This is a genomic window from Ruegeria sp., assembly GCF_965221235.1.
In the GTDB taxonomy this organism is placed as follows: Bacteria; Pseudomonadota; Alphaproteobacteria; order Rhodobacterales; family Rhodobacteraceae; genus Ruegeria.
In genome coordinates, this window is the sequence record NZ_CBDCRS010000004.1 from 1,512,655 (window position 1) to 1,533,147 (window position 20,493).

Consider the following 20,493-nt stretch of genomic DNA (forward strand, 5'->3'; position numbering starts at 1 on the left):
CGTTTTGAGGCACCATACCCTGCCACGGCGATGAAGTAGAGGTCAGAAATACCTGCAACACCCCTCTTCAATCTGCACATTTTTTAATCACCCGTCACGTTTTGTGCAAAAAATGTGCAACTTGCCACATATTTCCCCAGCGTCTTACCCCCTTAACCGTTCCTTACTGCGGCCCGCCGCGCTCTTTTTCTGCAAGTGCAAAACAGACCGGACCGTCCGGAAAGCAGAGGGGATAAACGTGAAACTGATCATTGCGACAATCAAGCCGTTCAAGCTTGAGGAAGTGCGTGAGGCACTGACCAACGCAGGCGTACGCGGCATGATGGTGACCGAAATCAAGGGCTTCGGCTCGCAATCCGGTCACACCGAGATTTATCGCGGCGCCGAATACGCCGTGAACTTCGTACCCAAGATTAAGCTTGAGATCGTCGTGCCCGCGACAATGGCCGATCAGATCGTCGAGACCATCACCACCACCGCCAAAACCGGCAAGATCGGCGACGGCAAGATTTTCGTCCTCGATGTCGAGCAGGCCCTGCGCGTGCGGACCGGGGAAACGAACGAAGAGGCGCTGTAAGCGCCGCCATTCACCAACATTCGAGGACTGACAATGAACCTGATGAAATCTCTCATCCCTGCCGCCGCGCTTGTCGCGTTGCCGCAGATGGGTCTGGCGCAAGAGGCCGCCGCAACCGGTGAGGCCGCGCTGCACACCCAATATATCTTTACCACCCTGCTGTTCCTGATGGCAGGCTTCCTGGTGTTCTTCATGGCAGCGGGTTTTGCCATGCTGGAAGGCGGCCTGGTGCGCTCCAAAAACGTCGCCATGCAGATGATCAAGAACATCGCGCTGTTTTCCATCGCGGCGATCATGTACTGGCTGATCGGCTTCAACACGATGTATCCGGGCGATTTCAATGGCTTCTTTGCTATTGGCGGCCCGACCGTGCTTGATCCTGTGGGCGTTGGTGCCGACGCAGCGGCGCTGGACTATGCCTCGATCGGCTCTGACTTCTTCTTCCAGCTGGTCTTTGTAGCCGCCACCGCGTCGATCGTGTCCGGTGCCGTGGCCGAACGGATCAAACTGTGGCCCTTCCTGATCTTCGTCGTCGTCCTAACTGGTATCATGTACCCGATCTCCGGTTCCTGGAAATGGGGCGGCGGCTGGCTGGATGCGATGGGCTTCTCGGACTTCGCTGGCTCGACCGTTGTACACTCGGTCGGCGGCTGGGCAGCTCTTGCAGGTGCCATCATCCTTGGCCCGCGCATCGGCAAGTACAAAGACGGCAAAGTTCACCCAATGCCCGGCTCGAATCTGGCGCTGGCAACTCTGGGTACGTTCATCCTGTGGCTGGGTTGGTTCGGCTTCAACGGCGGCTCGCAGCTGGCAATGGGCACCGTGGGCGACGTATCCGACGTCTCGCGCATCTTCGCCAACACCAACATGGCCGCCGCATCCGGTGCCGTCGCAGCCCTGATCCTGACCCAGGTCCTGTACAAAAAGCCTGATCTCACCATGGTGCTGAACGGCGCACTGGCCGGTCTGGTGTCGATCACCGCTGAACCTCTGGCCCCGACCCTGTTCGGCGCGCTGTGGATCGGTGCTGTGGGCGGTATCATCGTGGTCTTCGCGGTTCCGATGCTGGACAAGTTCAAGATCGACGATGTTGTCGGTGCCATCCCGGTTCACCTGTTCGCAGGCATCTGGGGCACCATCGCCGTGATCTTCTACGGTGAAGCCAACCTGATCACCCAGCTGACCGGTATCGTTGCCTATGGTGTGTTCACCTTTGTCGGCGCGCTGATCCTGTGGATGGTGCTGAAGGCAACCCTCGGCATCCGTGTCAGCGAAGAGGACGAGATCAATGGCCTCGACATGGCGGAACTGGGTATGGAAGCATATCCTGAGTTCTCGAAGGGCTAACAACCTGAGTTAACCACTCGAAGGCCGGGCGTTCGCGCCCGGCTTTTTTTTGCATTCATGGGGTCACTGTTTGACCCTCCAACAGTTTCCCCCAAGAAAAAATTTCGAAACTGCGGTGCTCGGCTACGTAAAACGGATCTTTCTCTATCAATGCGACCACATCCGCTTTGCTGTCTGCCTCAACAACCCATAGCGCCCCGCAGAAGTCTTCGTCAGAGTTCGGCTTTAGTCCACCACCGATCAACAGCTCTGGATGCGCCTTTGCATAGGCGACATGTGCATCACGTAGATCGCGACGCGCCCGAATTTGAAGCATGTCTTTGGTGTCTCGGAATATGACCGCCCAACGCATTTTTTTCTCCTCAAACAATCTCTGAGGGGATGGTAAGAATGGCTTTCGCGAGACTGTAGGGCCAGTCCGTTGCAACCTGACAGCCCAGAATAAAAAAACCGCGCTGAGCTGCGCGGCTTTGCAATTTTTCGACGAGGTGATTCAAACCCCGACGTCTACAATCGCCTGAGCCAGAATCGGAACCGTGGTCGCGTTCAGACCGGCGATGTTCAGGCGGCTGTCGCCGACCATGTAGATGCCGTGAACGTTGCGCAGCTGCTCGACCAGTTCCGGTGCTGCCCCAAGGCGCGAGAACATGCCGCGGTGCTGGGCGATGAACCCAAACCGATCGGAGCCGCTGAGGCGTTGCAGCTCGTCAGCCAGTTGCTGGCGCAGGCCCAACATGGACAGGCGGACCTCTTCCAGTTCAGCGGCCCAATCAGCACGCAGTTCGTCGTCGGTCAGGATCGTGGTCACGACCCGCGCACCGTGATCGGGCGGGAAGGAATAGTTCTGACGGTTCAGAAAGGCCAGCGTCGACTGGTTCAGTGCCGTCTGTGCAGCATCATCGCTGATTGCCATCAGCAGACCGGTGCGTTCGCGGTATACACCGAAGTTTTTCGAACAGGACGCCGCAATCAGGCAGCGCTTGACCGAGGATGCGACCAGACGGGTTGCCTGCGCGTCTTCCTCAAGACCATCGCCAAAGCCCTGATAGGCAATGTCGATCATCGCCACGAGGCCAAGCTCGTTGATCAGGTTCACGACCTCTTGCCACTGGATCATGTTCAGATTGGCCCCGGTCGGGTTGTGGCAGCAGCCGTGCAGCAGAACCACATCGCCCGCTTTGGCGGTTTTCAGATCGGCGATCATGCCATCGAAATCAACGCCACGGGTTTCGCTGTCGAAATAGCGGTACTGAACCGTCTCCATCCCCAGATAGTTCAGGATCGACAGGTGGTTCGGCCAGGTCGGATTTGACACGAACACACGGGCCGAGGGGTTGGCCATGCGGATCATCTCAAACGCCTGACGGCAGGCACCAGTACCGCCCGGAGTCGCCACGGCGGCGATGTTGGCGCGCGGAACCGCGTCGCCAAGGATCAGGCCGATCATCGCATCCGCATAGGCGGGATCACCGGCCAGACCTGTGTAAGCCTTGCTCTCCTGCTCTTCCAGAATGCGCTTTTCGGCGGCTTTCACCGCGCGCATCACCGGGGTCACGCCCTCGGCATTCTTGTAGACGCCCACACCCAGGTCGATCTTCTGATCGCGTGGGTCTTCGCGGTACGCCTGCATCAGTGCCAGAATCTTGTCGGCGGGCTGCGGTTTGAGGTTCTCGAACATCAGTTCTCTCCGGTTGCGACGGGCAGGGTCGGGAAGGCACCCCATTCAGCCCAGGAGCCGTCATAAAGCGAGTGGTCTCTCTTGCCGATACGTTCCAACGCAAGGCTGAGGATCGCAGCGGTTACGCCTGACCCGCAGGATGTGATCGCGGGCTTAGACAGATCTACACCCGCAGCCTCGAACACGGCGCGGCAATCTTCTGGCGATTTCATCGTGCCGTTCTTATTCAGCAAATTCCCAAACGGCACGTTGCGCGACCCCGGAATATGGCCCGAACGCAGGCCTTCACGCGGTTCTGCCTCGGTCCCGGCAAAACGGCTGGCAGAGCGGGCGTCGATGATCTCATGATCCGCCAGCTTGGCCGCAGCCGACACCTGCGTTACGTCCCGCACCAGATGGTTCTGAACGCGCACCGTCATGTGGCGGTCGCGGATGACAGGGGGCAGGTCTTCGATCTCACGCCCCTCGGCCTGCCATTTCGGCAGACCACCGTCCAGAACGGCGACATTGTCTTGCCCCATCAGGCGGAACAGCCACCAGACCCGCGCGGCAGACATCAGCCCGGCGCCGTCATAGACCACCACCTGATGGCCATCGCCCACGCCCATCGCCCGCAGGCGCGACATAAATTTCTCGACCGGAGGCGCCATATGCGGCAGGTCCGAGCGCTGATCGGAAATGTCATCAATGTCGAAAAACCGCGCGCCCGGAATGTGGCCTGCATCATATTCCGCCTTGGCGTCCCGTCCCTGCTGCGGCAGATACCACGACCCGTCCAGAATCCGCAGATCCGGGTCCTTCATGTGGGCGGCAAGCCATTCGGTTGAAACGAGGGTTTTTGGATCGTCCTGCATCAAAGCCTCCCCAAAGCGCGGTTGGTTTGTCCCTATACGCGCAGGGATGCAGGTTCAAGGCTGGAAGGGGGTTTGCGGGTCTATCGCGCGCGTCTGAGACGGAAAAATTGGATGATCCCGATCAGACTGATCAAAATCCAGAACCCCTCGATCAGCATCGACGCCAGATTGAAGTTCTCAAGCAGCGAATGGACGATCAGAACTGACCCGGCGAGATTCAACACCGGAAAGGCCAGATCCTCGGAATTCATCATCCGCATCTGGGTTGCGAAATAAGCGGCCACAACAACCAGAGCCCCGAAAGAGCCGATGGCATCCGCCAGTGTCAGACTGTTCAGAAATGCGGTCATGGTTTCAACCGATCGCGGCAAGCGCATCCAACTGCGCATAATGGTGCATGTTCAGAAACGCCGCGCCCTGTTCCCCCGCGCGATAGCTGTGCGGCAGGTCCGCTGCAAAACGCAGCCCCTGCCCGGCCCGCAACGACACCCATTCTCCATCGCGCAAAATGTCGAGCGCGCCGGTCAGGACAAACACCTCTTCGGTGACACCTGCGGCATGGGCGGCGGATTCGTGAAGCTGATTGGGTGCGAGGTTGACGTGAAAGGTTTCGGCCCGCAGGCCAGCGTCAAACGGAAAAACAATCTTGACCTCAAGACTGCCGGGGAAGGTCACGGTGCGGAACACATCCGAACTGGGCGTATCCCGCAGAGTTTCCGAACCGATCAGGGCGCTCAGCGGTAGTTGAAAGCCCTTGGCGATCTTCCACAGCGTTGCGATGGTCGGGCTGGATTCGCCACGTTCTATCTGACCCAGCATGGCTTTGCTGACGCCGGTCATCTCTGCCACTTTGGACAGGCTCAGCCCTGCGGCGGCGCGCACATCACGTAGTTTCAGTGTAATATCGTCCGGTGCCATCTTACGTCTTCCGAATCCCCTTGTGCGTTATAGCGCACGTGTGTTACGTGCGCTATAACGCACAATCTCGACGTTATGCAACCCGAGGCAAAAGGGAAACAGCATCATGCCAATGTACCGATCCAGAACCTCCACCCATGGCCGCAACATGGCCGGTGCCCGCGGCCTGTGGCGCGCCACAGGCATGACCGAGAGCGATTTCGGCAAGCCGATCATCGCCATCGTCAACTCGTTCACCCAATTCGTGCCGGGCCACGTCCATCTGAAGGACCTGGGCCAGATGGTTGCGCGCGAGGTTGAGGCCGCAGGCGGTGTGGCCAAGGAATTCAACACCATCGCAGTGGATGACGGCATTGCGATGGGCCACGATGGGATGCTCTATTCGCTGCCCTCGCGTGAGGTGATTGCGGATTCGGTTGAATATATGGTCAACGCGCACTGCGCCGATGCGATGGTCTGCATTTCGAACTGTGACAAGATCACTCCAGGTATGCTGATGGCTGCGATGCGCCTGAACATCCCTGCGATCTTTGTCTCGGGCGGGCCGATGGAAGCTGGCAAGATCGACATCAAGGATCTGGACGCCAAGAAGATCGACCTTGTCGACGCGATGGTTGCCGCGGCCGATGACCGCTTTACCGATGAGCAGGTGCAGCATATCGAAGAAAACGCCTGCCCCACCTGTGGCTCGTGCTCGGGCATGTTCACCGCGAACTCGATGAACTGTCTGGCCGAGGCTCTGGGTCTGGCGCTGCCGGGCAACGGTTCAACCCTTGCCACACACTCGGATCGCAAAGAGCTGTTCCTTGAGGCTGGGCGCCGCATCGTTGAGATCACCAAGCGGCACTATGAGCTGGATGAAAAAGGCTTCCTGCCGCGCGAAATCGCCACGTTCGACGCTTTCGAGAACGCGATGAGTCTGGACATCGCCATGGGCGGGTCCACCAACACCGTTCTACACCTGCTGGCCATCGCGCATGAGGGCGGCGTCGATTTCACCATGTCCGACATGGACCGGCTGAGCCGCAAAGTGCCCTGCCTCTGTAAAGTCGCCCCCAACACCGAAAACGTGCATATGGAGGACGTCCACCGCGCTGGCGGCATCTTCTCGATCCTTGGTGAACTCAGCCGTGCAGGTCTGTTCCACGACCATTGCAGCACCGTTCACACACCCACAATGGGCGATGCGATTGCCAATTGGGACATCAAGATTGCAAACAACCCTGCTGCGCAGGATCTGTTCAAGGCCGCACCGGGTGGCGTCCGCACCACGCAGGCGTTCAGCCAGTCGAACCGGTATAAAGAGCTGGATACCGACCGCGAAAACGGCGTGATCCGCAGCAAAGAGCATGCCTTCAGTCAGGATGGCGGTCTGGCAGTTCTGTTCGGCAATATCGCGCGCGACGGCTGCATCGTGAAAACCGCAGGCGTGGATGCCAGCAGCCTGACCTTCACCGGTTCGGCTTATGTCTGCGAAAGCCAGGATCAGGCCGTGAACGATATCCTGACCAGCAAGGTCAAAGAGGGCGACGTGGTGGTGATCCGCTATGAAGGCCCGCGCGGTGGCCCCGGCATGCAGGAAATGCTGTACCCGACCTCGTACCTGAAATCCAAAGGCCTTGGCAAAGCCTGCGCCCTGCTGACCGATGGCCGCTTCTCGGGTGGTACGTCGGGTCTGTCGATCGGTCACGTCTCACCCGAAGCGGCTGAAGGTGGTGTGATCGGTCTGGTGCGCCAGGGTGACAAGATCGAGATCGATATCCCCAATCGCTCAATCCATTTGGCTGTGTCCGATGAAGAACTGGCGGCACGTCGCGAAGAACAGGATGAGAAAGGTTGGGTTCCCGCAGCGCCTCGCAAGCGCAAGGTATCCACCGCGCTGAAAGCCTATGCCAAGCTGACGACCAGCGCGGCAAAAGGAGCCGTTCGTCAGGTCTGAGTTAGAAATCACTCAACAAAAACAGTCCACCCATCAGGTGGGCTGTTTTTTGTTCTGCTGTGCGGACGTTGCCGTCATTCCTATCGGTGGCTCATAGGTCATCAAAGCATCCTTTACCGCCGTTCAGTGGCGCTATACGGTCGCATCAAACAAAATTCTGGGGTAGATACAGTGGCAGTAGTTCGTTGGCAGGACTGGGATAGACAGGGGCTGGAGCACTGCGTGTGCCTCCAGACATCTGACGGTATTTCAATTGAAGGTGTAGTGGCTGGCACGCGCCTTGGGCTCTATGGTGGGCATTACTCGGTTCGTACTGACGCGGTGTTCAGAACGCGCGAGGTTCGCGTTGACTATCTCAATGGACCGTCCCTCCATGTCGAAGCTGATGAGAGCGGAAACTGGTATGACCGGATCGGCAACCGGACACTCGACATACTACAGGGATGTTTTGACGTAGATATCGGCATCACACCAGCAACGAATACACTCCCAATTAAACGCTTATGTCTTCGAGAAGGTGAAAGTCGGGGCATCACGGTCGCCTACGTACCGCTGCCGGATCAGGTCGATGGAGCCTTTTTGCCCGAACCCGCTGAACAACGATACACCTGCCTGGTTTCGGGGCGGCGTTACAAATACGAGGGATTGTTCAGGGCGTTCACCGCTGAACTTGAAATCGATGAATCCGGTTTGGTTTTGGACTATCCAGAAACATTTAGAAGGCTTGCCAAAAGTACGTCGTGAAGGATCGCTATCGAATGATTGCTATCATTTGGGCTCTTCGCGGTCATCGGACGCACCGCAGCATCCGCTTAGCTGTGCGATTGCGCCACTTCGTGGACGGCCCATACCGGTCACTCAACCATGGTCTCGAATGCTGCGGACGCAGCCCGCTTAGCGGTCATTCGCTGCACTTGCAGTATTGGACACCAAGTGGGCTCACACATCGCGGACAAAGCTGCCGATTAGTCAGTTTGTCAGGATGTGTGACAACGGCCCAATCCTGTCATTCGACCGCGTACTTAAATGCTGCAGCCTTACTCACATTGCAGACCCTGGCACTATGATTTGTACGGCAGGCGCAATGAACGCTTTGAGAGCTTTTTCTTTAAAGAAGTAGCAGTCCTTTGATAACTTTGTGCTTTAACTTGTTCCAAAACTGTTCGATTGGGATTTGCGTCGGCTTCTGTAGCTGCCTCCCCTGCTTGCAACCCTACTGTAGCAAGTAAAATCAAACCGGTGAGACACCGTTTACATTGAGGTAGATCGCGTAAAGGCTGCTTGTTCCGGCTGCGAACAACCGGTTCAGTTTGGAGCCGCCAAAACATACATTTCCTACCATCTCGGGTATGTGCACCTTGCCGATCAGATTTCCTTGTGGGTTCAGGCAGTGAACACCGTCCGCAGCAGAACTCCAGATGCGGCCTTCGCGGTCCGGCCTGAAACCGTCGAACAAACCCGCGGAGCAATTGGCAAAGACTTCACCTCCCGTCAGGGATTTTCCGTCGCTTGAGACCCCGAATTTGCGGATATGCGCCTGGCCATCGGGATCATGCGTGACGCCGGTGTCAGAGATGTAAAGAAAGCTCTCATCCGGGGAAAAGGCCAGTCCATTGGGCTTCATGAAGTCGGTTGCAACCGCCGTTACTTCGCCCGATACCGGATCGACGCGATACACGTGGCACGCGCCAATCTCGCTTTCGGCGCGCTCTCCTTCATAGTCCATCATGATCCCGTATGAAGGGTCCGTGAACCAGATGGACCCATCCGATTTGACGACCACATCATTCGGGGAGTTCAGGCGCTTTCCCTGCCACGCGTCGGTCAATACGGTGATCGATCCATCATGTTCGGTCCGGGTAACGCGCCGGGTCAGATGTTCGCAGGACACCAGCCGCCCCTGCCGGTCCACGGTGTTGCCGTTGGCATTGTTTGACGGTTGCCGAAACACCGAGACCGATCCATCGGTATCGTCCCAGCGCATCAGACGGTTGTTGGGAATGTCCGACCAAACCAGATAACGCCCGGCGGCAAACCAGACCGGCCCCTCGGACCAGCGTGCGCCAGTCCACAGCCGCTCAACCCGCGCATGGCCGATGAAACAGGCCTCGAACTCTTTTTCTATGACCTCAAATCCGGTGCCGTCCAGAACGCCGTACATTCGTTTACTCCTCTGTTTGCCTTCTCGCCTGGGCCGTCTGCCTTAGCCTTTCAATTCACTCGGCAGCAAAGCATCAGGCATGTTCTGATAGCTGATCGGGCGCAGCCATCGCGCGATGCCCAGAGTTCCGACCGAGGTTGCGCGTACATCGGTGCTGGCCGGGTATGGCCCGCCATGCATCATTGAGGAACAAACCTCGACACCGGTGGGGAACCCATTGGCCAGCAATCGCCCGGCTTTTTCTTCGAGAATGGGCAACAGGTCGCCAGCAAAATCTTGATCGGCGTCGTCCAGATGCAGGGTCAGGGTCAACTGCCCTTCCAGAGCTTCTGCCACATCCCGCATCTCGTCCAACGTGTCGCACAGAACGATGATACCCGCCGCGCCAAAGACCTCATGCTGCAACTGGGGGGTCGCCATCCATTCTGCGGCGCTGACTTTGAACAGCGCAGGCAGGGCGGCGCGCTTTCCGGTTGCGGCACCGCAGGATGTGACCTCGGTCATCAGATCGCGGAAGGCGCGCACGCCCTGTTCATAAGCCGCGTGGATGCCGTCGGTCAGCATCTTCTGCTCGGCGGTTTGGTTCAGTGCGGCAACACAGGCGGTTTCCAACGCATCCGCATCCGGGCCTTTCAGCATCACGGCCACACCGGGATTGGTACAGAACTGCCCGGCCCCCATGGTCAGCGAGACGGCCCATCCCGCCCCGATCTCGGCTGCCCGGGTGCCCATCGCTGAGGGCAGACAGAACATCGGATTGACCGAGCCCAGCTCACCATAAAACGGGATCGGACTTGGACGCGCGTGACACAGATCATAAAGCGCCCTGCCCCCGGCCAGTGATCCGGTGAAACCAACCGCCCGAATATCGGGATGTTGCACCAGCGCCGACCCAACCTCGCGCCCCGACCCCTGCACGATCTGGAACGTGCCTGCGGGCATGTCGCAGATCTCAATCGCCTTGGCGATGGCCTGCGCCACCAGTTCAGCGGTGCCTGCGTGGGCGCTGTGGCCCTTGACGATCACCGGACATCCCGCTGCCAAAGCCGAGGCGGTATCCCCGCCCGCCGTGGAAAAGGCGAGCGGGAAGTTCGACGCACCAAAGACGGCCACCGGGCCGATAGCTTTGTGCGTCAGGCGCAGATCAGGACGGGGGAGTGGCGTCCGATCAGGAAGTGCGCCATCTTTGCGGATATCAAGATATCCGGTCTTGTCGATCAGGTCGGCGAACATGCGCAGCTGGCCGGTGGTTCGGCCACGCTCGCCCACCAGACGGGCCTCGGGCAGTCCGGTCTCAGCCATGCCGGTCTGGATAATCTCGTCCCCCAGCACATCCATCTGCTCAGCAATCGAGCGCAAAAACGTGGCGCGCTCGGCTCGCGATTTACCGGAATAGGCTCGGAAATCCCTGAGGGCAGCGCGGCAGGCCTCATCCACCTGCGCGGCGGTGGCTTGGGCAAAGCTCTGCCCTTCCAGATCGTCTGAGGCGCGCAGGTTTTCTGATCCGACCCAGTTTCCGTCGATCAGGTTTTGTCCAAGGATCATCTTACTTTCCCCAATTCAGGACCATCGGGTCCAACGGTTTCAAAAGGTCGATCAATCGGTCCCGGATGGCCGGTTGCAACGGATCAATGGGATGACGACAGAACTCGGACCGGATCACGCCGCCTTCAACCATCGCTGCCTTGCAAGATTGCCAGCCGCATTGGCGGTTTTCATGGTTGATCACCATCGCGACGCGCCCATAAGCGGCGGTGGCTTCGTCAATGCGGCCTGCATGGTGGTGGGAAATGACCGGCTTGATCTGATCGACAATCATGCCCGAGGTCATCGAGCCCGTGGCCCCCGCATCCAGATCGGCCAGCAGGGTGATGCCTTCCTCACCATCGAAAGGGGCTTCAATCGCGTCACCCCCTTCCGCGATCAGCGCGCGCAGCTTGTTGGCCGCGCGGGGGCATTCGATTTTGAACAGCTTCACCATGTCGATCTCTTGCGCCATGCGCACCAACAGCGGCACCGACAGATCGACCCCCGAAAGTGGTGCGTCTTGAACCATGATCGGAATGCCGACCTCACCCACGGCGGCAAACTGGTCGAATGTCTGTTGCGCGTTCCCTTTCAATAGCGCCCCGTGATAGGGCGGCATCATCATCACGATGTCTGCGCCCAGATCCTTGGCAAATTGCGCCCGTTCCACGGCGATCTGCGTGGCGAAATGGCTGATCGTCACGATCATCGGCACACGCCCGGCGACATGCTCAAGACTCAGCCGCGTCAGGATCGCGCGTTCCTCATCCGAGATCAGGAACTGCTCGGAGAAGTTCGCCAGAACACAGATCCCGTCCGCGCCCTGATCAATCAGACAGTCCAGAACCCGCTTCATCCCATCCAGATCGAGCGATCCGTCATCGTTGAACGGCGTCGGCGCAACAGGCCAGATACCAGAATAGCTCATAGTTTACTCCGTAATCTGGAAGTGTTTGAGGTGTTTGTCCGTAATTTCGATCCCCAGACCGGGCTTGCTGTCATCCAGATTGAGGAAGCCATCAACGGCTTCGGGGTCACCTTCGAAGATGTAGTAGAACAGCTCGTTGCCGACCTCGACATCGAAGACGGGGAAGTATTCGCTGATCATGCAGTTCGCGTTGGCCATAGTCAGATGGTAGTTGTGCATCTGCCCCGCGTGCGGGATGACCGGCACCTGGAACGCTTCGGCAATGGCGTTGATCTTCTGCGCTGCCGTAATCCCACCCACCCGATTGGTGTCGTATTGCAGGACCGAAACGGCCTTTTTCTCGATCAAGTCCTTGCAGCCAATGACCGAGAATTCATGCTCTCCGCCCGAGATCGGCACGATATTCATCGCATTCAGTTCGCGGTAGCCTTCGACATCATCGGCGATCACCGGTTCCTCCAGCCAGCGGGGTTCATATTTGACCAGTTTGGGCAGCATCCGCTTGGCGTAGTCGAGGTTCCAGCCCATGTAGCATTCCAGCATCAGGTCGACGTCATAGCCGATGACCTCGCGCACAGCCTCGACTCGCTTGAGGTTCTCGCGCATCCCGGCCATGCCGTCCTTTGGACCCCAGCCGAACCGCATCTTGTAAGCGGAATAGCCGTTCTTTTGCGCCTCGGCGGCCTCGGCCTGCATCACGTCGATGGGGCCGGAGTATAGCTTGGAGTAATAGACCGGGATCTTCTCTTTGGTGCGTCCGCCCAGCAGTTTGAACACCGGCTTGCCCGCCAGCTTGCCCATCAGATCCCAGATCGCCAGATCAACAGCCGAGATCGCCGTCATCCCGATCCCCTTGCGTCCCCAGGCATGGCTGCGGCGATACATCTTTTCCCACAGATAGGCATAATCGAACGGGTCTTCGCCGATCACCAGCGGGGCGAACCATTCGTCGATGGCGGCTTTGACCACCGAGGGCGCAAGCGCCGCGTTGCCGATGCCGATGGTGCCGTCTTCGGTCTCGACCTCGCAGGTCAGCCATTGATGGAACCGGAAGGACGACATCGCGTCGCCCTTTTCGTACAGCACGTCCGAGGCATTGGTGCAGAAATTGCCGGTAGGTGGTACGGTCGGCCCGGTCCAGTTCCAGACGCGGGTGCGCACGGATTTGATCTTCGTCATCTTGGTCTCCTCAGTCCGCGCTGCGTTCGGCGCGATGCGTTTTGGCCATGCGCACCAGCAGATCAAACGCCTGCCGGATTGCGCCGGGATTGGCTTTGTTCTGTCCGGCGATATCAAAGGCGGTGCCATGCGCCGGGGTGGCGACCGGAATGGGCAAGCCGCCTGCAACGGTCACGCCGCGTTCGAACCCCATCAGCTTGATCGCGATCTGGCCCTGATCGTGATACATGGTCACGACTGCATCGACCTCGCCGCGCTGTGCCTTCAGAAACACCGTGTCCGAAGGCCACGGGCCCGTGACGTTCATCTGTTGTTGCTGTGCCTTGCGCACGGCGGGTTCCAGAATGTCGATCTCTTCCCGGCCAAACTTTCCATTGTCACCCGCATGCGGGTTCAGCGCCGCCACCGCGATGTTCGGGCGCGCCTTGCCCGCCTTGCGCAGGGTGTCATTGGCCAGATTGACCGCCTTCAAAATCCCCTCTTCGGTGATATTGGCCGCCACATCCTTCAGCCCGATATGCGAGGTCACACGGGTCGTCATCAGTTCGTCTAGAACATTCAATTCTGAGTGATAGCCGGTGTGCCCCATGTAGCGCGCCATATAGCGATGCTCATCCTCGGCATTCAGCCCGGCGGCGGTCATCGCGGCCTTATTGAACGGGCCGAACAGGATGCCGTCCACTTGCCCGGCCATCGCCAGATCCATCGCTTTGTCGAGACAGCGCAGAGATGTAGTGCCACCCTCGACGGTGACCTCGGCAATCTTCACATCCTCGGGCGCGATGGTGTCCAGCTCCAGATGAGTCAGACCCGGTTGATCTGCCACCTCGGCCACCGTGTTCAGCGGCACGTCCAGTTCAGCCTGTTCCGCACCGCGCTGCCAGAGGTGGCTGTCGCCCACCAGCACAATATCTGCAGCCTCCGGCACACCCTCCTGATTGAGCAGTTTGGCGATCAGTTCCGGGCCGATCCCCGAAGGGTCGCCGGGAACAATAGCGATACGAGGCTTGGTCATGCCGCGCTCTCCCAGTGCTTGGAAAATCCGTCAGGCAGGATGACCATGACGTCCGGTTCCTTGCCTGTATCAAAGGTCTGCACAACCTCGAAGGTATCGAGGTTGAACCGCTGCACCTGTTCGCAATCAATCGCGATATATGCAAAGGCGGCTTCATCATCGATGCACAGCGCCAGCGGGTTTGCAGGTGTTTTCTGCTCGTGCAACATCTCGCCGGTCGCTTCATCGAACACCGAGAACGATCCGCCGAAATGGTTCATCGTCACCAGCCGATTGCGTTTCTCATCGTAATAGATGCGACAGGGATCATTTGGCGTCGGGAAAGTGCGCTCGATCTCAAGCGTGTCGGTGTTGATCACGGCCACAGTGTTCGAGATACGCTGCGAGGTATAAAGCGTCTGCGCCTCTTCCCGCAGGCAGCGCCCTTCGGGCTTGTGGCCGGTTTCGATCGAGATCGGCTCAACGGACGCATCATAAGGATTGAACACGGTCACATCGCCCGAGGTCAGGTTCATCGAATAGGCCGTGTGCCCGTCTTTGGTCAGCGCAAACAGATGACACTTGGTACCGCCAGTGGGCGTGATGTGATCCCATCCCTGATCGAAGGCGCGCGGGTTTTCCTTGACCAGCAGATGGCCCGTCCATTCCGACAGCACGTAAAGACGCCCCTGCCCGTCCAACCCAATCCCGTGCGGGCGCGCATGTTCACCCAAGTCATAAGTGTGCACGATTTCCTGTTTGCGGATGTCGATCACGATCACGGAACGGCCATCGGTGCCCTCAATGCCCGAGTTCTGCACGCCGTAATGACCGACATAGGCATATTGAAAATCATCATCGACCACGAATTCATGAGGGAAATGCGGCAGATTCAACCGTCCCTGACGGGCACCGGTTTCAATGTCGTACCAGCTTACGCAATGGCTGCATTTTTCAATTAACATCATGGATTGCGCCATTCGGGCTCCCTCCGTCTTTGGTAATTTCAGGTGCCTGCGGCCAACCCCTCACGGGCCAGCCGCAGGCGAGGTTCTTAACGTTCCAACGCGCCCACGCCTGAGAACCGGAACGCTTCCTGTTCCAGCGCGTCGATCTCTTCAGCACTCATCTGATCATGCGCGACGGTGATCCGGCCCAGGAAGACAAAGGGCAGTTCGTCCTGCCGACCCTCCATATGCGCCTTGATCGCTTCGGCTGTTGCCGCGCCCACATCGTCACCCATGCGCATCGGAGTTGCGTCCAATTCACCCCGGCGAATGGCGTCCAGCTCAAGGCCGGTGCCGCCCCAACCGGTCGAGAACACGTCTTTCTCTTTGCCGACCGCAAGCTGCGCCTCGACCGATCCCATCGCCATCGCGGTGTTGGCGTTATGGATGATCGTGGCTTCGGGATAGGCTTGCAGGATCAGGCTGGTGCCCTCAAATCCGCCTTCGCGCTGGTACTCACCGTAATGCTCGTAAACGGTGGTCCAGTTGCCTTTCTCTTCGACGCAGGCCTTGAAATCACCCGAGCGCTGATCGTCGGTGATACCGGGAATGCCACGGTTCATCGCCATGGTTACGTCATTACCCAGCCGTTCCAGCATGTAATCGCACATGGTCAGGGCACCAGCGGCCGAGCTGAAATCGAACCACGCGTCAGGCTGATTTTTCAACTCCTTTGGCGGCGTGTGGAAGGCCCAGACAAAGGTCGCAAACCCGTCATTTCCGGCCATCTTGTCGATATTGTCGGCCTGAATGGCCAGTTCAGACGGGCCGAAGATGACGAAATCATACAGATCCGCATCCTGAACCACCTGATTGGCATAGGTCGATTGCAGGCTGTGTTCGATCTGACGGCTGGCGAATTCGGTTGTTTCATATTCAATGCCCAGCTCGTCCAGACGTTTGGTCATCGCCAGATAGTTGCGCGCCCAGAAGTCCGACGTATCCGCGGATGGATAGATCAGGGCGATCTGTAACGGACCGTCTTGTGTGCCTGCGTAGGGTACGGCAGCGGCTCCGGTCATGGCCTGCAGGGCCTCCAGTTTGCCGTCGGCGTTAACCTCTCCGGGAACCCAGTAGTCGCGGTCTTCGATGCCGGGTAGTTCCCGCAGCGGCAGATCGCCCTCGGCAAGGGCCGCAGCGGCACACAGGCAGAATGCGCTTGTCGTCAGCAGTGCTTTGTTCAATTGTTTCACGGTAAGTCCTCCCTTTCGCGAACATTGTGGGGCCTTGCAGGTGCGCCAGGACTCCTACCTCCGGGCGCACCACTTTTGTTTGCCTTAGCCGCTTGGCGTAGGCTCGGTTGCCAGTCCCGCCCCAAGGGCCAGCAACAGGATCAGAGCGCCGATCAGTGCGGCAGAGAAGCGGATCAGTTTTTGCGCCTCTTTGGTGCGCAGACCCGCCAGCACGCCCTGCGCCCCGTCCCGATCTTTCTTTTGCATCCAAGTGTAGAGCGCGACCGAGCTGACGATCACCACGCCCGAGGCGACGGATTGCCAGAAGAACTCGATCCGCAGGGTCACCAGTGCGTTGATCATCATCGACAGCAGCAACACACCGGCCAGAGAGCCCAGCATCGAGGCACGTCCACCGAACAGCGAGGTGCCGCCTACGACAACCGCCGCAATCACATGCAGGTTGAAGTAAGGGGCCGAGGTCGCCTGAATGGCATTCAGCTTGCCGGTCAGCATGACACCGGCCATCGCCGCCGCAGCACCCATCAGCACATAGGCGTAGATCTTGTGCCGATCGACGGCCACGCCAGTCATTTCACTGGCCTCGGGGTTGGACCCAATAGCAATCGTGTAGCGCCCGAAATAGGTGCGCGTCAGCACGACATAGCCAATGGCCATCGTGATCAGGCCCAGCACCACCGGCACCGGAATAAAGCCCGGAATCTGACCGCGCCCGATCTCGGTGATCAGCTCGGGGAACCGCGCCAGCACCAGACCTTTTGCAATAACCAGGGCCAGACCGCGATAGACAAGGTCCATCGCCAGCGTTCCGATTAGGTCTGGCACTTTGAAGCGTGTAATAACCAGACCGTTGATCAGGCCCATGATCGCGCCCATCAGAATGGCCAACGGCACGGCCACCCAGGCCGGAAAGCCGTATTGCTTGACCAGAAAGGCCATCAGGATCGCCGAAAGCGCCGCGACCGAGCCAATCGACAGGTCAATCCCGCGCTGCGTGATGACAAAGGTCATCGCCATTGCCATCGGCATGTAAAGCGCCGCGTCCAGCAGGATCAGGTTCAGGTTCGTAAGGCGGAAATATCGCGCCGGTTCGGCGATCCCCATAAAGATGAGGATAGCAAGGATCATGACCATGGGACCGATGAAGGCCAGGTAGGGCTCTAGCCGGTCCATGAGGGTCTTGCGTTCGGGGTTTGTGGCAGTTGCCGACATGGTGTTCTCCTTCACGCGGCGGCGTCTTGGGCGCCGACAATCAGGCCCAGAACATCCTGCACTGAGCTTTCGGCCGTTTTGACGACGCCGACCGCGCGGCCCCGGCGCTGTACGTGGACCCGGTCCGCCACTTCGAACACGTCATCCAGCGAATGCGAGATCAGGATCACCGCCAGCCCCTGTTCACGCAGCGCCTTGATCAGCTTCAGCGTGCGCGCCGTTTCCTGCGGGCCCAGTGCGGCGGTGGGTTCATCCATCACCAGCAGGCGCAGGTCTTCGTGATACACCGCACGTGAAATCGCGACCGCCTGCCGCTGCCCGCCCGACAGGCTTTCGGTCATCACATCCATCGACCGCAGTCGGACACCAAGACGTTCTTCCAGAACCCGAGCGGCCTCGGACTTCATGCGTTTGTTGTCCAGAAACGGAATACCCAACACGTTCCTGGTCAGTTCATTGCCCAGAAACATATTGGCTGCCGGTGTCAGATGACCCGCAAGCGCAAGTGTCTGATAAACCGCGTCGATCCCGTTTGCGATTGCGTCCGAGTGGCTGGCCATCTCCAACGGTTTTCCATCCATCAGGATGTGGCCTTCGGTAGGTTGATAAACTCCGGTCAGGATCTTGATAAGGGTGGATTTACCTGCCCCGTTGTCCCCGACGATGGCGAGAACTTCGCCCGCATAGGCCGTCAGATCGACATCCTGCAGTGCGGTCACCCCGCCAAAGCGTTTGGTTATTCCCAGCATTTGAACCAATGGCTGTTCGCTCATGGTTTCCTCCTTTGCGCAAAGCTCCGCCATGGCGGTCGAAAGACCGCTGAGTTGGCTTTGCGCTGTGTCATCTTTTCGAGCGGGGCCCTCGCCGTTTCAGGCAAGGACCACCGGATCGGTTACTTGCCCCAGATCTTTGCGTAGGCTTCGCGATAGGGGCTGTCCGGATCGAACTGATTGCTGTCACCCAGTTTGGCCAGACCGTCCTCGGTCACCAAAGCGGGCGACGTGATGTAGCCCGAGCACGCCTCGCCCTGTATGGCGCGGTTCAGCTCGTCGACCAATTGCCAGCCTTGCAGGTTGAGTGGCTCGGCCACAGTAATTGTCTGGTAGTTGCCGCTGCGGATTCGCTGAAACGCGGCCTCAGACCCGTCCCCGGCGGACCCCGCTTGCGGCCCGTCATCGGACGAGATGCCAGCCGCCGCCAATGCAGGCCCCATGAAGTCAAAATACAGATCGTTGATCGCAAGCGCGTGAGTCCATTGGTCGCCATACTTCTGCAACAGGCTCGTTGTCAGTGGTCCCATCCGGGCCGAAGTATCTGCGATCGGTGTATCGACATATTCCAGAACTGTACCGCCCGCAGCTTCGATGGTTTCTTTGATCCGGTCGGCCTTATCGATGGCGATCTGATAGGTCGAGTCGGTGAAGATGATCGCCCCTACCCCGTCGCCGCCGTCTTCCATGGCCCATTCTGCCGCCACTTCGGATACCGTCATGGCGTCGGTCGAGACATTGGCAAAGATCCCTCCGGGCGCGTCACATCCGATCTTGGGACCGGAATGCCAGGCCACCATAGGAATGCCCGCGCTTACCACGCCTTCCAGAGCGGCCTGCTGTTCCACCGCGTCAAAACCGTTGATGATGATCCCGTCAGGTTGCAGGGCCAGCGCCTGGCCGATGGCTCCGGTCCGGCCCTGAATGGACCCGGCCCCGTCCAGCACGCGCACGTCCCATCCAATGGTGCCAACTGCTTCTTCGACGCCATTGGTGACCCCGAGAATACCACCGTTTTTCAGATCGCCCGCGACGACGACAATGGATTTGCCCTCGGCAGCCTTCGGTCCGCTGGTGGGGCCGTCAAACGCCGTCTCGGCGGTCACCGGAAATCCCAAACCCGTCAGAAGCGCGGCAGCGGATACCGCCATGAAAGTCCGTTTCAGCATAGTCTCCTCCCTTATGCTGTTTACTTTTTGGCGCCTTTGCGACGCTGGGCGTAACCGGCAATACCGATTGCAATCAGCAGCGTGACACCGTTGAACATCGGCTCGACCCAGAAGGATCCACCGAATTGCTGAATGCCCGAGATACCAACAGCCAGGATCGCGACACCCACGACTGTTCCCCAAACATTCACGCGTCCCGGCTTGATGGTCGTGGACCCAAGAAAGGCCCCGACCAAAGCAGGTAACAGGAATTCAAGACCGACCGAGGCTTGCCCGATCCGCAATTTTGACGCCAGCAACACCCCGGCAAAGGCGGTGATCAGCCCCGATGACATGAAAGCGCCAATAACGAATTTCCGTGTCGGAATACCGTTCAGCTGCGCAGCGCGCTGATTGGCGCCAATCGCATAGAGGTATCGGCCGATGGGCGTGTATTCCAGGATCAGCCACATCGCTACTGTGATCGCCAGCACATAGAACCCGGTGATCGGCAGGCCGAATACAAAAGTGCCGTTGATGGCGTAGAAGCTGTCCGGCAACGCGCCAACCATCTGACGCCCACCCGTGTGCCAAAGGGCCAACGCGTAAAGCACCGTGCCTGTACCCAGGGTGGCTATAAAGCTGTCGATCTTGGCAACCTCGACCAGCAGACCATTCAGGAACCCGGTCAGCAGACCCAGCGACAGGACGATGGCCACCGCAATCGGCCAAGGAATGCCGAACATTGTCTGTAGCGAGATCGCAAGGATGTGCCACAGCACGATCCCGTATCCGACCGTCAGGTCAATACGACCTGCTGCCATCGGGATCATCGCCCCCAACGACAGAAGCGCAATAATTGCCTTGTCCGAGATAATCGCCCGCAGATTCAAAAGCGTCGGGAAGGTGTTCGGCAGAAGGATCGAAAACAGGATGATCAGAAAACCCGTCAGCAGAACCAGCCCGTAAACCGGCAAGAACCTGAGAATTCGGGTTTTTAACGGGGCATCTTTCAGCTCGGCCTTGGTCGGTTCCAGCGCATTGGATTCAAGCGATTGCAT

20 protein-coding genes are annotated in these 20,493 nt (G+C 58.8%); 4 read left to right on the top strand and 16 right to left on the bottom strand.

Annotated elements, in window-relative coordinates:
- The first annotated feature begins 238 nt into the window (after positions 1-238).
- Both ACOQOY_RS10690 and ACOQOY_RS10695 read left to right on the top strand, forming a co-directional pair.
- Positions 239-577, top strand: coding sequence for a P-II family nitrogen regulator (locus ACOQOY_RS10690; RefSeq protein ID WP_039541190.1), 339 nt, complete (start codon positions 239-241; stop codon positions 575-577).
- A gap of 33 nt (positions 578-610) precedes the next feature.
- Positions 611-1,924 carry an ammonium transporter gene (locus ACOQOY_RS10695; protein WP_420585411.1) on the top strand — a complete coding sequence of 438 codons (1,314 nt, stop codon included), beginning with the start codon at positions 611-613 and terminating at the stop codon, positions 1,922-1,924.
- A 55-nt stretch (positions 1,925-1,979) separates the two neighbouring features.
- On the opposite strand, the gene ACOQOY_RS10700 is transcribed toward ACOQOY_RS10695, so the two are convergent.
- From ACOQOY_RS10700 to ACOQOY_RS10720, 5 genes are all read right to left on the bottom strand, one after another.
- Positions 1,980-2,276, bottom strand: a complete 297-nt coding sequence (locus ACOQOY_RS10700; protein WP_420585412.1) for a YciI family protein — start codon at positions 2,274-2,276, stop codon at positions 1,980-1,982.
- Between the two features lie 141 nt (positions 2,277-2,417).
- The gene (locus ACOQOY_RS10705; protein WP_420585413.1) at positions 2,418-3,602 is read right to left on the bottom strand and encodes an aromatic amino acid transaminase; all 1,185 of its coding nucleotides are present in this window, start codon (positions 3,600-3,602) and stop codon (positions 2,418-2,420) included.
- Positions 3,602-4,456, bottom strand: coding sequence for a 3-mercaptopyruvate sulfurtransferase (gene sseA, locus ACOQOY_RS10710; protein WP_420585414.1), 855 nt, complete (start codon positions 4,454-4,456; stop codon positions 3,602-3,604). Before sseA ends, ACOQOY_RS10705 begins: the two co-directional genes overlap by 1 nt.
- 80 nt (positions 4,457-4,536) lie before the next feature.
- Complete coding sequence (locus tag ACOQOY_RS10715; RefSeq protein ID WP_420585415.1) at positions 4,537-4,806, bottom strand: CBU_0592 family membrane protein; 270 nt, start codon at positions 4,804-4,806, stop codon at positions 4,537-4,539.
- Positions 4,807-4,810: 4 nt separating this feature from the next.
- Entirely contained in the window at positions 4,811-5,374 is a 564-nt protein-coding gene (locus tag ACOQOY_RS10720) for a helix-turn-helix domain-containing protein (protein WP_420585416.1), read from the bottom strand.
- Positions 5,375-5,480: 106 nt separating this feature from the next.
- Here ACOQOY_RS10720 and ilvD point away from each other — a divergent pair, with 106 nt between their 5' ends.
- Together ilvD and ACOQOY_RS10730 are read left to right on the top strand one after the other, a co-directional pair.
- Entirely contained in the window at positions 5,481-7,313 is a 1,833-nt protein-coding gene (gene ilvD, locus ACOQOY_RS10725; protein WP_420585417.1) for a dihydroxy-acid dehydratase, read from the top strand.
- A 171-nt stretch (positions 7,314-7,484) separates the two neighbouring features.
- Positions 7,485-8,057: a putative glycolipid-binding domain-containing protein gene (locus ACOQOY_RS10730; RefSeq protein ID WP_420585418.1), complete on the top strand. Its 573-nt coding sequence runs from the start codon at positions 7,485-7,487 to the stop codon at positions 8,055-8,057.
- A 487-nt stretch (positions 8,058-8,544) separates the two neighbouring features.
- On the opposite strand, the gene ACOQOY_RS10735 is transcribed toward ACOQOY_RS10730, so the two are convergent.
- The 11 genes from ACOQOY_RS10735 to ACOQOY_RS10785 form a co-directional block, all read right to left on the bottom strand.
- Entirely contained in the window at positions 8,545-9,474 is a 930-nt protein-coding gene (locus tag ACOQOY_RS10735; protein ID WP_420585419.1) for an SMP-30/gluconolactonase/LRE family protein, read from the bottom strand.
- A 42-nt stretch (positions 9,475-9,516) separates the two neighbouring features.
- Entirely contained in the window at positions 9,517-11,019 is a 1,503-nt protein-coding gene (locus ACOQOY_RS10740; protein ID WP_420585420.1) for an aldehyde dehydrogenase (NADP(+)), read from the bottom strand.
- A gap of 1 nt (position 11,020) precedes the next feature.
- Positions 11,021-11,929: a dihydrodipicolinate synthase family protein gene (locus ACOQOY_RS10745; RefSeq protein ID WP_420585421.1), complete on the bottom strand. Its 909-nt coding sequence runs from the start codon at positions 11,927-11,929 to the stop codon at positions 11,021-11,023.
- A gap of 3 nt (positions 11,930-11,932) precedes the next feature.
- Positions 11,933-13,108, bottom strand: coding sequence for an L-rhamnonate dehydratase (locus ACOQOY_RS10750; protein WP_420585422.1), 1,176 nt, complete (start codon positions 13,106-13,108; stop codon positions 11,933-11,935).
- 10 nt (positions 13,109-13,118) lie between these two features.
- Entirely contained in the window at positions 13,119-14,123 is a 1,005-nt protein-coding gene (locus tag ACOQOY_RS10755) for a 4-hydroxythreonine-4-phosphate dehydrogenase PdxA (protein ID WP_420585423.1), read from the bottom strand.
- Positions 14,120-15,070, bottom strand: coding sequence for a YncE family protein (locus ACOQOY_RS10760; RefSeq protein WP_420585424.1), 951 nt, complete (start codon positions 15,068-15,070; stop codon positions 14,120-14,122). Before ACOQOY_RS10760 ends, ACOQOY_RS10755 begins: the two co-directional genes overlap by 4 nt.
- Positions 15,071-15,156: 86 nt before the next feature.
- Positions 15,157-16,302, bottom strand: coding sequence for a substrate-binding domain-containing protein (locus tag ACOQOY_RS10765; RefSeq protein WP_420585425.1), 1,146 nt, complete (start codon positions 16,300-16,302; stop codon positions 15,157-15,159).
- 84 nt (positions 16,303-16,386) lie between these two features.
- Positions 16,387-17,514, bottom strand: a complete 1,128-nt coding sequence (locus ACOQOY_RS10770) for an ABC transporter permease (protein ID WP_420585426.1) — start codon at positions 17,512-17,514, stop codon at positions 16,387-16,389.
- A gap of 11 nt (positions 17,515-17,525) precedes the next feature.
- Entirely contained in the window at positions 17,526-18,287 is a 762-nt protein-coding gene (locus ACOQOY_RS10775) for an ATP-binding cassette domain-containing protein (RefSeq protein WP_420585427.1), read from the bottom strand.
- Positions 18,288-18,406: 119 nt separating this feature from the next.
- Positions 18,407-19,453: a substrate-binding domain-containing protein gene (locus tag ACOQOY_RS10780; RefSeq protein WP_420585428.1), complete on the bottom strand. Its 1,047-nt coding sequence runs from the start codon at positions 19,451-19,453 to the stop codon at positions 18,407-18,409.
- Between the two features lie 20 nt (positions 19,454-19,473).
- Positions 19,474-20,493 carry an ABC transporter permease gene (locus ACOQOY_RS10785; protein WP_420585429.1) on the bottom strand — a complete coding sequence of 340 codons (1,020 nt, stop codon included), beginning with the start codon at positions 20,491-20,493 and terminating at the stop codon, positions 19,474-19,476.